The sequence below is a fragment of the Syntrophobacter fumaroxidans MPOB genome (genome assembly GCF_000014965.1).
In the GTDB taxonomy this organism is placed as follows: Bacteria; Desulfobacterota; Syntrophobacteria; order Syntrophobacterales; family Syntrophobacteraceae; genus Syntrophobacter; species Syntrophobacter fumaroxidans.
This window is the reverse complement of sequence record NC_008554.1, coordinates 1-12,916: the sequence shown is the minus strand read 5'-3', so window position 1 is coordinate 12,916 and position 12,916 is coordinate 1. Positions and strand designations below refer to the sequence as shown.

At 59.3% G+C, this 12,916-nt stretch carries 8 protein-coding genes and 1 tRNA gene; 6 read left to right on the top strand and 3 right to left on the bottom strand.

What is annotated here, in order from left to right; all coding sequences use genetic code 11:
• The first annotated feature begins 310 nt into the window (after positions 1-310).
• The 4 genes from carB (at position 311) to SFUM_RS00035 (ending at position 8,179) form a co-directional block, all read left to right on the top strand.
• On the top strand, positions 311-3,553 hold the full coding sequence (carB, locus tag SFUM_RS00050) for a carbamoyl-phosphate synthase large subunit (RefSeq protein WP_011696885.1): 3,243 nt from the start codon (positions 311-313) through the stop codon (positions 3,551-3,553).
• 136 nt (positions 3,554-3,689) lie between these two features.
• Positions 3,690-5,153 carry an amidophosphoribosyltransferase gene (gene purF / locus SFUM_RS00045; RefSeq protein ID WP_011696884.1) on the top strand — a complete coding sequence of 488 codons (1,464 nt, stop codon included), beginning with the start codon at positions 3,690-3,692 and terminating at the stop codon, positions 5,151-5,153.
• 27 nt (positions 5,154-5,180) lie between these two features.
• The gene (locus tag SFUM_RS00040) at positions 5,181-6,254 is read left to right on the top strand and encodes a KpsF/GutQ family sugar-phosphate isomerase (protein WP_011696883.1); all 1,074 of its coding nucleotides are present in this window, start codon (positions 5,181-5,183) and stop codon (positions 6,252-6,254) included.
• A gap of 95 nt (positions 6,255-6,349) precedes the next feature.
• Positions 6,350-8,179 (top strand): M48 family metallopeptidase, encoded by a 1,830-nt coding sequence (locus SFUM_RS00035; protein ID WP_011696882.1) that lies wholly within the window; start codon positions 6,350-6,352, stop codon positions 8,177-8,179.
• 80 nt (positions 8,180-8,259) lie between these two features.
• On the opposite strand, the gene SFUM_RS21175 is transcribed toward SFUM_RS00035, so the two are convergent.
• On the bottom strand, positions 8,260-9,390 hold the full coding sequence (locus SFUM_RS21175; protein ID WP_049766239.1) for a DUF2333 family protein: 1,131 nt from the start codon (positions 9,388-9,390) through the stop codon (positions 8,260-8,262).
• 35 nt (positions 9,391-9,425) lie between these two features.
• Positions 9,426-9,809: a 6-carboxytetrahydropterin synthase QueD gene (queD, locus tag SFUM_RS00025; protein ID WP_011696880.1), complete on the bottom strand. Its 384-nt coding sequence runs from the start codon at positions 9,807-9,809 to the stop codon at positions 9,426-9,428.
• 399 nt (positions 9,810-10,208) lie between these two features.
• Here queD and SFUM_RS00015 point away from each other — a divergent pair.
• A tRNA-Met gene (locus SFUM_RS00015) sits at positions 10,209-10,285 on the top strand.
• Positions 10,286-10,594: 309 nt separating this feature from the next.
• Positions 10,595-10,882 carry an integration host factor subunit alpha gene (locus SFUM_RS00010; protein ID WP_011696879.1) on the top strand — a complete coding sequence of 96 codons (288 nt, stop codon included), beginning with the start codon at positions 10,595-10,597 and terminating at the stop codon, positions 10,880-10,882.
• A gap of 336 nt (positions 10,883-11,218) precedes the next feature.
• Here SFUM_RS00010 and dnaA read toward each other — a convergent pair whose 3' ends face one another.
• Positions 11,219-12,586, bottom strand: a complete 1,368-nt coding sequence (dnaA, locus tag SFUM_RS00005) for a chromosomal replication initiator protein DnaA (RefSeq protein WP_083763872.1) — start codon at positions 12,584-12,586, stop codon at positions 11,219-11,221.
• Positions 12,587-12,916: the final 330 nt, after the last annotated feature.

Below are 12,916 nucleotides of genomic sequence, written 5' to 3'. Positions count from 1 at the left end.
CGTCCTGTTAGTCCGAACAATTGCGGCGACATTCCGGGGACGGCCCGGCCGACCTCGGCACGGTATTTGTATAGATATCGTGGAATCCGGCGTGCGGTTTCTTCGGACGCGATCCGGCCCACATTGGTGATGTGATATCAGGTTGCGTTCAAGCGCACGCAAAACCTGCCCGGTTGAAGGTGAGGCGGGCGGGGATACCCCCCTTGTACGGACCGATGTGTGGGTCTGATGTAGAAGGGGAGGTTTCCATGTCCTCCCGCCCAAAACCACGGACATAAACGCAACCTGATCTGAAAGGGAACGGGAGGTCATGCCCAAGAGAACCGACATACGAAAGATATTGATCATCGGATCCGGCCCCATCATCATCAGCCAGGCGTGCGAGTTCGACTACTCCGGGACCCAGGCCTGCAAGGCATTGCGCGAGGAAGGGTACGAGATTGTCCTGATCAACAGCAACCCCGCAACAATAATGACCGATCCGGAAACGGCCGACCGCACCTATATCGAGCCGATCACGCCCGAAGCGGTGGCGAAGGTGATCGAGCGGGAGCGTCCCGACGCGCTGCTGCCCACCCTGGGCGGGCAGACGGCCCTGAACGTGGCGGTGCGCGTGGCCGAAACGGGTGTGCTCGAACGTTTCGGCGTGGCTCTCATCGGAGCGAGTGTTGAAGTCATCAAGAAAGCCGAAGACCGGGAATTGTTCCGCGATGCCATGAAGCGGATCGGGCTGCGCGTTCCGGCCAGCGGCATTGCGCGTTCCATGTCGGAAGTGGAATCCATTGCCCGGGAGATCGGTTTCCCGATCATCGTGCGGCCTTCTTTCACGCTGGGCGGCACGGGGGGCGGCGTGGCCTACAACCGGGAAGAATTGAAGGAACTGGCCCAGAGCGGGCTGGATGCCAGTTTCATTCACACCGTCATGCTCGAGGAGTCGGTGCTCGGCTGGAAGGAATTCGAGCTCGAGGTCATGCGCGACTGCATGGACAATGTGGTCATCATCTGCTCCATCGAGAACATGGACGCCATGGGCGTCCATACGGGGGATTCGATCACGGTGGCTCCGGCCCAGACCCTGACCGACCGGGAATATCAATTGCTGAGGGACGCCTCGATTGCGATTCTGCGGGAAATCGGCGTGGAGACGGGGGGGTCCAACGTCCAGTTCGCCATCAACCCCGCCGACGGGGAGATGGTCGTCATAGAGATGAACCCCCGGGTCTCCCGGTCATCGGCCCTCGCATCCAAGGCGACGGGGTTTCCCATTGCCAAGATCGCCGCCAAGCTGGCCGTGGGGTATTCCCTGGACGAGATCGCCAACGACATCACCCGGGAGACCAGGGCTTCGTTCGAGCCCACCATCGATTACTGCGTGGTGAAAGTGCCCCGGTTCACGTTTGAAAAGTTTCCCAGGACGGAGGATTTCCTTTCCACTTCGATGAAGTCCGTGGGCGAGACGATGGCCATCGGCAGAACCTTCAAGGAAGCGCTCCACAAAGCCGTCCGGTCCCTGGAGATCGGTCGCTTCGGATTCGTCGACCCGCCGGCGAACGCGGACCGCGAATACATGGAGCGTCTGAGGCAGAAGCTTCGCCGACCCAATTCCATGCGCCTTTTTCAGATCGGGGAAGCCCTGAAGCTGGGCATGCCCATCGAAGAGCTGCACGCGCTGACTTTCATCGACCCCTGGTTTCTCCACCACATCCGGCAGGTGCTGCTGCTCGAGGACGAAATCCGGGGCGACGCGGACCGCTCCGGTTTCCTGGACGATCCCGAGCGGGTTCGTTACGCGAAGTCGTGGGGCTTTTCCGACGTGCGGCTGGCCCAATTGAGCGGCTCGGACGAGGAAACCGTCCGTCAGCTTCGGATCAAACACGGCATAAAGCCGGTCTACAAGCTGGTGGACACCTGCGCGGCGGAATTCGAAGCCTACACTCCGTACTATTATTCGACCTACGAAACCGAAGACGAAGCCCGGCCTACCGGGCGTCCGAAGGTCGTGATCCTCGGGGGCGGACCCAATCGGATCGGACAGGGCATCGAATTCGACTACTGTTGTGTCCACGCTTCTTTTTCCCTGCGCGAGGAGGACCATGAGTCCATCATGGTCAATTCCAACCCGGAAACCGTCTCCACCGACTACGACACTTCGGACAAGCTTTATTTCGAACCGCTGACCCGCGAGGACGTGCTCCACATCCTCGATACCGAGAAGCCCAAAGGGGTGATCGTGCAGTTCGGAGGGCAGACCCCCCTGAACTTGTCGGTCCCCCTTGAAAAGGCCGGGGCCAGGATTCTCGGTACATCCCCCGACGCCATCGATCGCGCCGAAGACCGCAAGCGGTTCCAGAAACTGTTGCAGAAACTGGGTCTCAAGCAACCCCGCAACGCCACCGCGTTCACCTTGCGGGAGGCCGCCGAGGCGGCCGGGCGGATCGGCTATCCGGTGGTGGTGAGGCCGTCTTACGTATTGGGCGGCAGGGCCATGGAAATCGTCTTCGACGCGGCAATGCTGGAGAGTTTCATGAAGACCGCGGTGCACGTATCACCGGGGCACCCCATCCTGATCGACCAGTTCCTCGAGGATGCCGTCGAGATCGATGTGGACGCCATCAGCGACGGCACGGTGACCGTGGTGGGCGGAATCATGGAGCATATCGAGCAGGCCGGAATCCATTCGGGAGACAGTGCCTGCGTTCTGCCGCCCATGAGCATCTCCCGAAGCATCCAGGAAGAGATCAGGCGGCAGACCAGGCTGCTGGCGAAGGAACTGGGGGTCGTCGGGCTGATGAACATCCAGTTCGCTCTGCAGAACGGGGAGATTTTCATCCTCGAAGTCAACCCGCGCGCCTCGCGGACCATTCCATTCGTCAGCAAAGCCATTGGATTTCCCTTGGCAAAGCTGGCCACCAGGGTTATGCTGGGAAAGTCATTGAAAGAACTGGGATTTGACACGGAAGTGGAACCCGAACACATCTCCGTCAAGGAAGCGGTATTCCCCTTTTCGCGATTCCCGAACGTCGACGTTCTGCTCGGCCCCGAAATGAAATCGACCGGCGAGGTGATGGGAATCGGGAGCACTTTCGGCATTGCCTTCGCCAAAGCACAGGCGGCGGTGGGATACGAGCTTCCGACATCGGGCACCGTGTTTATCAGCGTGCACGATGCGGACAAGCCGAAAGTGCTGTCCGTGGCGCGCAAATTCGGCGAAATGGGATTCCAGCTGATCGCCACCGCGGGAACGGCCGATTTCCTGAACGGGAACGGGATACGAACCAGACCGGTGTTCAAGCTAAAAGAGGGACGGCCTCACGTCGTGGATCGCATCAAGAACGGCGAAGTCCAGCTGGTGGTCAACACCAGCATGGGCAAGAAAACCACTTCGGATTCGTACGAAATAAGACGAACGACACTCATCTACAACATTCCCTACGCCACCACGATCGCCGGCGCAAAGGCGATGGCGGAAGCGGTGAGCGAGCTGCAGCGCGGCGACTGGGATGTGAGAACGCTTCAGGAGTATCACCACCGGGAGCGGTCGAGAAGGCAGTGATGATCACCGTGACAGGACGGTCGGAACAATCGGGGAAGCGGCCCGCATTCCCGCGGCTTCCCGGAAACGCCGCTGAGGGCGCCGGATGTCGGCGGGAGCGCTTCGGCGCCGGGCTGCGCTTGAGTGGAGAACGGCCATGAACCGCTACGATCGCCTCATTGGCCACGTATCGAAACCTCCTCTTTCGCCCTTTATTCCGAGCAGGAAGGAAGAATGCGGAGTTTTCGGAGTTTTCGGCAATCCGGACGCGGCCAAGCTGACCTATTTCGGCCTGTACGCCCTGCAGCACCGCGGCCAGGAAAGCGCGGGGATCGCGGTGGGGGACGGGTGCCAAATCAAGGAATACAAGCACATGGGGCTGGTCAACGACGTGTTCAACGAAGACCGGCTCAAATCCCTGAAAGGCCACCTGTCCATCGGTCATGTACGGTACTCGACGACCGGCTCCTCCCTGCTCGCCAACGCCCAGCCCTTTCTCATGTTTCACGGCGGCGAATACTACGCCATCGCGCATAACGGGAACCTGGTCAACGCCGTCCAGTTACGCCGGGAACTGGAAACCCAGGGCGCGATCTTTCAGACCACGATGGACACCGAAATCGTGATGCACCTCCTGGCCAGGAATCTGATCTACGGTCTCGAGGAAGCGCTCGTGGCCGCCCTGACCCAGATCCGGGGGGCCTACTCCCTGGTGATGTGCACGAGGAACAGGCTCATCGGCATCCGGGACCCACGGGGATTTCGCCCGCTTTGCCTGGGCAAGCTGAATGGAAGCTATGTGCTCGCCTCCGAAACCTGCGCCCTGGATCTTATCGAGGCCACCTACATTCGCGACCTGGACCCCGGCGAGGTGCTCATCATCGATGACAAGGGGTTCCGGTCGTTGCATCCGTTTCCGAAGGTGAGGCCCGCGCACTGCATTTTCGAGTTCATCTATTTCGCACGGCCCGACAGCAGTGTTTTTGAACAGAACGTCTACATGTTCCGCAAGCGGCTGGGGCATATCATGGCGCGGGAAAACGGCTCGCTTACCGCCGACCTGGTCATGCCCTTTCCCGATTCGGGGAACTATGCCGCCCTGGGCTTTGCGGAAGCTTCACGGATTCCCCTGGAAATGGGGATGATCAGGAACCATTACGTCGGGCGCACATTCATCCAACCCAGCCAGGCCATGCGGGACTTCGGGGTCAGGATCAAGCTCAACCCGGTGCGGGAGCTGCTCCGGCAGAAACGGCTGATCCTGGTGGAAGATTCGATCATCCGGGGCACGACGACCAGGACTCGAATCAAGGCCCTGCGCCAGGCCGGGGCCAAGGAAGTGCACATGCTGGTGAGCTGCCCTCCGCACCGGCATCCATGCCCGTACGGGATCGATTTTTCGACCAAGGGCGAACTCATCGCCGCCAGCCATACGGTGGATGAAATCCGCAGCTTTATCGGCCTGGATTCCCTGAAGTATTTGAGCATCGAGGGACTGCTGGAAGGGGCGGGAGCGTCCGTTGACGATCATCCCTATTGCCTTGCCTGTTTCAACGGCGACTATTCGGTAACGTTCGAGGAGCAGGTCCGCAAGGACTGCTTCGAACAGCATGAACCCTGAGAGCACATTGCGGCGGGAGACATGGTCGTGACAAAGAGCGCGCATCGGGCGGGGGGGCCGCAAGAGGAGCCGTCGGCGGTCCCTCTTCTCCGGAAAGGGAGTACGGAACACCCCGCCGCCTCCACGAAGGGCATTCTCGAGATTGCAGCCGATGTATTGCGCATCGAATCGGAAGGCATTCTCCATCTTCTGGATCACATCAGCGAGAGCTTCGCCAGGGCGGTTCTGTGGATCTACGAGGCCGGCGGCCGAATCATCGTAACGGGCATCGGCAAATCCGGCATCGTCGGCCGCAAGATAGTGGCCACCCTGAGCAGCACGGGGACGCCCGCCCTGTTCATTCATCCGGTGGAGGCCATGCATGGAGACCTCGGCATGGTGCGTGCGGGGGACATCGTTCTCGCCCTGTCCAACAGCGGTGAAACCGACGAGTTGAACATCATCCTGCCGAGCCTCAAGAATATCGGCACCCGCATCATCGCCTTCACGGGGGATACGTCGTCGACCCTCGCGCAATACAGCGATCTTACCGTCTACACCGGGGTTCCGAGGGAAGCCTGCCCGATGGGGCTGGTTCCGACGGCAAGCACCACCGCGATGCTCGCCATGGGGGACGCCCTGGCCGTTGCGCTGCTCAGGCTCCGCAACTTCCAGGAACGCGACTTCCACCGGTTTCATCCCGGTGGGCACCTGGGCGAACGGCTTCAGGTGCCCTTGCGCGACGTGATGCTCAAGGGCGACGAGATCCCCGCCGTGCCTGCCGCCACTCCCGTGCCGGCGGCGCTGGCCGAGATGAGCCGGAAGGGACTCGGAGCGACGCTCATCCTCGACGAAGACAAACGGCTGCAGGGTATCTTCACCGACGGCGATCTGCGCAGGACCCTGAACAGCTGTTCGAATTTCACGGAAAAGCGCATTTCCGAGGTGATGACTCCCGGCCCGCGCACCATTTCGTCGCATCGTTCGGTGGCCGACGCCCTCGAGTTGATGGAAAGGCACCTGATCACCGTGCTTCCGGTGGTGGACGAAAACCGGAACGTCGAGGGAATTCTTCATCTGCACGATCTGCTCGGCAAGGGCAGAATCCGATTCTCCCGCTGACCCGGCCATCCGGAACGGCACCGCATCCGCGAGAACAGGAACCGGGAACCGCCCGGACCACTGTCTCCCGCTGGACTGAACGGAACGACTGATTCATGTACAGCCAGTTTCTGTACTTCATCATAGTCCTGCTGCTTTTCACGATGCAGCAACCGGGCTCCTCGGCCTCGCTGTCCCTGCCGCTCACCGCATCGATGGCCGCCGCCGTCTGGGGACTGCTGGCGTTGGCGGCCTACCGTGCGTGCCGGGGAATGAGTCTTGCCGCATCCGATTTTTCGCAGTCAAATCTTGCGGCCCGTTACCACAGGCTGCAATTCCGGCTGCAAATCCTTGCGCTGTCCTGCTTTGCCTTCGAAGTTTACGTTCTGGACGTCAAGTTCTATTTCAACCTGATTCCATTCGTCGAAAAATCTCTTTCCCTCTCGGGTCTCATCGGACTGGCCCTGTATCTCTCGCACACGACGGTGATCTGGTTTTTCAGCCATCCGGCCTATCAGGCCGTCTTCCGATCCGCCATACGTCGCTCGGCGTTCATAAAGACGCATCTTTCCTTCAGTTCCGCGATCCTTTTGTCGTGGCTGCTGGTCGCGATCGCTTCCGACCTGCTGGAGGCGTTCAAACCGTTCCCTCCCAAATGGACCGCGACCGGAGAATATGCCGTTCTGGCCGGGGTCATGGTTTTGTTCATGTTCTTCGCTCCGGGCCCGGTGGTCCGTCTGTGGGGATGTCGGCCGCTGCTCGAGCAGCCTTTGCGCGCCGAACTGGAAATCTTCTGCCGAAAACACGGGTTCCGCGTCGGCGACTTCATGCTCTGGCCCCTCTTCGGAGGCGAGATGCTCACGGCCGGGATCGTGGGCGTCCTGCCCCGCATGCGCTATATCCTGGTGACCCGCGGACTTCTGTCCATCCTCAATCCCGAAGAGCTCAGAGCCGTGGTCGCCCATGAAATGGGACACGTACGACGTTTCCATCTGCCCATGTTTTTGCTGTTTCTTCTGTCCTACCTGCCCGTTGCGGGTGTCGTGAGCACCCTTTTCCTGTTCGTTCTGCTCGATCAGGACATTGTCCTCGAATGGGTGCTCTCGGCCGGTGCAGGCGCGCCCGAACGCATCTCGATCATCTCGAGCGTATTGATCGTATTGCTCTTCCTCGTGTTTTTCCGCTTCATCTTCGGCTATTTCCTCCGCAACTGCGAACGCCAGGCCGATCTTTACGCGATGAACCTGATGGGAGATCCTTACCCCCTGATCACCTCGCTGCAGAAGATCGCGCTGCACAGCGGCCGGATCGAAGACCTGCCAAGCTGGCACCATTACAGCATCCGGCAGCGCATCGAGTGCCTGATCGATTCCTCCCGCGATACGACGCTCATACGTCGGCACAACCGAAAACTCTATGCCTCGGCGCTCGCCTTCTTCGTCTCGGTCGCGGTTGTCTTCACGACCGTCACCGGCCTGTTGAATTCATCCGGCATGAGGAAGTGGACCTTCAATCCGGACCGAGACAGCGTCGAACGGGCACTTCGGGAGGAGCCCGGGAACCCCGACCTTCTGGCCTCATACGGCGGGCTGCTCCTCGAAGCCGGCAGGATCGGCGAAGCGGAGCGGCTGCTCCGGAAGGCCCTGCACCTCTCGCCGGACGATCCTTCCCTCATGAACAACCTCGCTTGGCTCTATGCGACCTCCCCGCCTCCGCACCACAATCCCGAAGCCGCCCTCAAACTCGCCGCCAAAGCGGCTGAATTGAGGTCCGACGCCGTAATTCTGGACACCCTGGCAGAGGCCTATTATGTGAACGGGCGTTACAGGGAAGCGGTGGATACCATCGAGAAAGCGCTTCGGCAGGCCCAATCGGACCATTCCGAGTATCTGACCCACAAAGAAAAATACCAGAAGGCCCTGGCGGCGGAGTCGGACAGATCCTGACCGGATATCGTGGAGCGGGCGGAACGCGGAATGCGCGGGAGGGGCGGTACGAGACCGTCCCTCCCGTTCGGTGGAATGTCCTACAGCAGAGCGAGGATACCCATCAGGTGGGTCGCCTCGCTGAGCGGCGCGTTGATGTTGGCGCGATGGTTGGCGAGGAGACTGCCGAGGTCGCTGTCAAGAATGAGCCACGGATCTATATTCTCAACCCGGTAGAGCTCATGCACGATCGTGTCCATCATCTCGATGCCGTACATGGTCGAAGCCAGCTGTTTCTGGTAACCGACCCGTACGACCCGGAGGATCTCGTAGCACACGTGGGCCACGCCCTTGGCGTAGTAAAACGAATCATCGGCCTGGAACCAGCTGATGGGAGAAACGACCAGAGTCTTGTTCACGTTGCCCAGGAGGTCCTTGTACACGGACAGCAGCGAAATGAGGTTGTCCTTGCGATAGTAAAAGGTGCGCTGGCCCTTTTCCAGCTTGGCCCGGAAGTTCCGGAGATGTTCGATGGCCTTGTCGTATTCCCCTTCCGCGGTCGGAAACCAGAAGGAGGTCGCCCGGATCATGAACAGGTTCAACGCATATTCGAGGTCGGGATCGTAGGTATCGGCGTCGCCCATGCGCGTCAGGCTGTCTTTCAGACGCAGGGTGGTGAACCGGATCGCCTCCAGGACCCCCAACTGGTAGTTGTTGATGTTGTCCGTGAAGCGGCCGACGATGATATCGTTGGGACGCCAGCCAAGAACACGCCCGTGGAGCTCGTTTTCCATCAGGTTGATCATGGTGTCCACGAAAGTCACGCCCGCGATCGGCGATATGGTGGGCAGCGCAGGTCCGTGCTCAGCGCCGTGCTCGGCGGCGTGCTCACCTTTGGCTTCCGCTCCGTGCCCTTCCTGGCCCACGGGTGCCGGGGCATGGCTCGGGGCGGCTTGCGGCGCCGCGGCATGCTCCTCCTTGGGGGCAGGAGCGGGATGTGACGGTTCCGGAGCGTGTCCCTGGACCGGCGCGGGCGCCGAAACCACGCCGAGCTGCGCCGCGGGGGCGGCCCCGTGTTCCGATTCCGGGGTCTGGCGCTGCACCGCCCGGGCGGAAGGCGCGCTCACCAACGCAACGATCGAAACAACCACGAGAAGGATCAAGAGTTGTATGTGCCGCCGTCGCATGAAATCACCGCCGCGGCATTCGGCTTGTGTATTCAGAATTCCCATGGTTCTCACTCCTTTTCAAGATCGGCCAGATAAGTTCACTCACGCATGAATGTCGCACAGGCATCGTCGGATTCCCAAGCCGATACCCTATATAACCGGAGCTTGTCATTATCGAACTTTTCAGCCAGACGCTCAAACAAATACCGGGCGATATTCTCGGATGACGGGTTTCGATCCGCAAAAAACGGGATTTCGTTCAGATAATGGTGGTCCACCTCGGAAAGAAGTGCCCGAGTCGCTTGCTTGACTTCGCCGAAATCGACCAGGACCCCTATCTCATTCAGTTCGGTCCCCCGCAGGACGATTTCGATCTTCCAGTTGTGGCCGTGCAGGTTCTCGCACTTACCGCGAAAGTCCCTGAGGTGGTGCGCGGCGGAAAAATCGGTGATGATCTTTATTTCATAAAAGGTGTTTTTCAAAATGACGCTCTCCGTCCCTTTCCCCGAACGACGAACCGGACCTGTCTTCAAACGGATCCGTCAGCCTGAGTCATCCATAAACCGTCCGAGAGGGCATAACGAGTGCTGAGGCTACTCCCCGAGAGCCATGAACCATCTTTCATCGGTGAGTTGTCAAACATCTAGCGGAAAGGTCCTGTTTTGTCAATCGCAATCCCCGGTTTCCTCGACATCGCCATTTGGGATGGGGTCAGGACGGAGGCCGGTTCGCAGCGGATTCCCGGTCTGATGGCGACCTTGCGCCGCATGGGGCGCTCATCGGCTCGGCACCCCCAAGCGGAAAAGGGCGCCGGCTTGGGCCGGAAGCCAATTTGCTATTGACTCAGGGTTGTTTTTCCTTTAAATATCACTCTGCTTCAGGGCGGTGTAGCTCAGTCGGTCAGAGCATACGGCTCATATCCGTAGTGTCCGGGGTTCGAAGCCCTGCACCGCCACCACACTAAAAAGACCACAGGGTTTCCACACGGCGTCTGGAGACCCATTTTTTTATTGAAAAACAGTCAATTATAAATTAATAGCTTGGTAGACTCTAAATTGTCATCCCAACATGCGTGCGCCTCGCGGGCCTCCCGCCGCGCCGGAGGCAGTCGGAAATGGTGACAGGCGATCTGGAGTGTGATGGTTTTTCTCTCTTACGGTGATTCTTTGATTGGGATACATCCGGATTCAAGGCCGGTTGCAGGTCTTGAGGTTTGATCGACGAGCGCTTCAGGTTCGCGGTTCCGAGCAAGGAAAGGAAATCGACCATGACGTTGACCAAGGCACACATCGTAGAGAATCTGTTCGCAAAAAATATTTTCACCAAAACCGAGTCGGCTCAGATCATTGAAACGCTCTTCGAGATCGTCAAACAGACCTTGGAGCACGGCGAGGACGTCCTGATCAGCGGCTTCGGGAAATTCAGCGTCAAGGAAAAGAATCAGCGCAGGGGGCGCAATCCTCAGACCGGCGATCCGATCATGCTTTCTCCCCGAAAGGTGGTCACTTTCAAGTGCTCGGGTGTCTTGCGGGAAAGAATCAACCTGGCGAAATAGTCCCGGACGCCCCTCGGGGAGCGGTTCACCCCCCGATTGCGGCTCATCCTTCCGAACGATCCCCGCAATCCCATCCCAATGCCGTTATTTTGAGGCAGCGAACGGCCGCCGGGCCGTTCCCTGCCCTTCACCGGCAGGTTCCGGTGTGGCGCGCGTTCAGGCGACCCCGACATTCGCTCCCGGGAGCGGTGTCGGCCGTCCTCTCCGTCCGGCGAACATGCTCCGGCCTTCGATCTCAGCTCTGCCCGGAGTGAGTCTTCGGGCGGAGGCGGGTCTTCCTGAGGCAACCGCGATGTTGTTGAGGCCCGGGCGCGCGTTCCAGCGCCGTGGAGGGGTTCAGGATTCCGAGAGGCAGCTGGTTTCGAGCCGGCGGCTGAGGTATTCGACTTCTCGTTTCAACCTGCCGTTGGCTTCCCCCATTCCCTTCTGTACCTCGTTCACTGCGTAGAGAACGGAGCTGTGACTTCTCTGGAAGGACTTTCCGATGCTCTGCAGAGACTCCGTAGTGTACTCGCGCGACAGGTAGATGCCGATTTTCCTTGCCAGGGCGACCTGCTTGCGCCGCGACGTCGACCGAAGCTCCTCCAGCGTGATCCGGAAGTTCGCGCAGATGATTTTCTGAATCTGCTCGACGCTGATCTTGGGCAGCTGATCGAGCATGGTCTGGCTGACTTCCCGCGCGAGATCAAGGGTGATCGGCGTTCGCAGAATATTCGATTTCGCCATCAGTCCCACCAGGCAACTCTCCAATTGACGAACATCCCCGGTGATGCGGTCCGCGAGGTATTCCACGACTTCCATGGGGACTCGAATGTTTTCCGTGTGAGACTTGCGCTTGATGATCTCGATCCTGGTCTTGAAGTCGGGTTTGTCGATGGGGGCAAGAAGTCCCCCTCCGAGACGCGACTGCAACTCCGAATTGAGTTTTGGAATGTCCTTCGGATAGGCGTTCCCGGTGCAGAGGACGGTTTTCCCCCGGTCCATGAGTTCGTCGAGAGTGTAGACCAGTTCCTTCTGTATCTTTTCCTTGCCGCTCAGGAACTCGATCTTTTCAAGCAGAAGAACGTCGCAGCCCGTCCTGAACTTGTTCTTGAAAGCCTCCATGTTGCCGTTCTTGAGTGAGAAGATCATCTCGTTGGCGAACTGTTCGGTGGTTACGTACTGGACTCGCAGCTCAGGCTTCCGATTGCGCAGGTAGTTCCCCACGGCATGAGTGAGATGGCTCTTGCCGAGGCCGGTGTCCGAAAGCAGGTAGACCGACTGGTTGTAGAGCTGCTGGTTGTTGGCCATGCCCATTGCGGCAGCGTAGGCAAACTGGTTGCAGCCGCCGACCACGAAGTGGTCGAAGGTGAAACGTGGGTTGAACGCGGGGCCGACGCACTTGACCACATCGGAAAACGCGATCTGTCGAGGCCCTGCCCCCTCGATCTCGGGAGCGCCCGCTGCACAGCCCTGTGCGACCCGATACTCCAATTTCCGCACACCGCGGAAATGCTGGCTCGCGATGGGCAGCAGCTTCGCTTCGAGCTTCTCTCGAAGCCATTCGATATGGAACCGGTTCTGACAGCCCAGAATCAGATTGCCGTCCTCAATCCCCAGGAATTCGAGTGTCGAGACCCAGAGGTCGTACTGGCCCTTGGACAAGCTTCTTTGAAGTTTCTTCCTGACCTGCAGCCATTCCTGCTCCATAGCGCCCCGTCCCATCCTCTTTCCCGTGTCTTGAACCAGAACAAACAGCAGCCCCTTTCAGTGTTCGCAACGAACACCCCACCGTCCATGCGCGTTTGGCACAAGCAACTTCGTTTGACTCGAACAGCAATGAAGTGGGGGAGAAATACTTCTTCTCGGTGTCATTTGATAACTGGGGCATGTTTTAATGAAGAACGCGGAAAGGGTCAAAGTTGATCTGGAGAGTTTTGCGGGAGTTCCGAACCGAACGCCGCCGGACATGAAAACCTTCACGATGAATGGAGGTTAGCTCAAGGGGACAGGTAAGGCCTTGAGAGCATGACGGATTTTAATAATTACCTTTTA

Excerpts from the sequence above, each read along its gene's own strand:
- SFUM_RS00035 (WP_011696882.1), top strand. The coding sequence starts at position 6,350 with ATGTACAGCCAGTTTCTGTACTTCATCATAGTCCTGCTGCTTTTCACG.
- SFUM_RS00010 (WP_011696879.1), top strand. The coding sequence starts at position 10,595 with ATGACGTTGACCAAGGCACACATCGTAGAGAATCTGTTCGCAAAAAAT.
- carB (WP_011696885.1), top strand. The coding sequence starts at position 311 with ATGCCCAAGAGAACCGACATACGAAAGATATTGATCATCGGATCCGGC.
- dnaA (WP_083763872.1), bottom strand. The coding sequence starts at position 12,586 with ATGGGACGGGGCGCTATGGAGCAGGAATGGCTGCAGGTCAGGAAGAAA.
- SFUM_RS21175 (WP_049766239.1), bottom strand. The coding sequence starts at position 9,390 with ATGGGAATTCTGAATACACAAGCCGAATGCCGCGGCGGTGATTTCATG.
- purF (WP_011696884.1), top strand. The coding sequence starts at position 3,690 with ATGAACCGCTACGATCGCCTCATTGGCCACGTATCGAAACCTCCTCTT.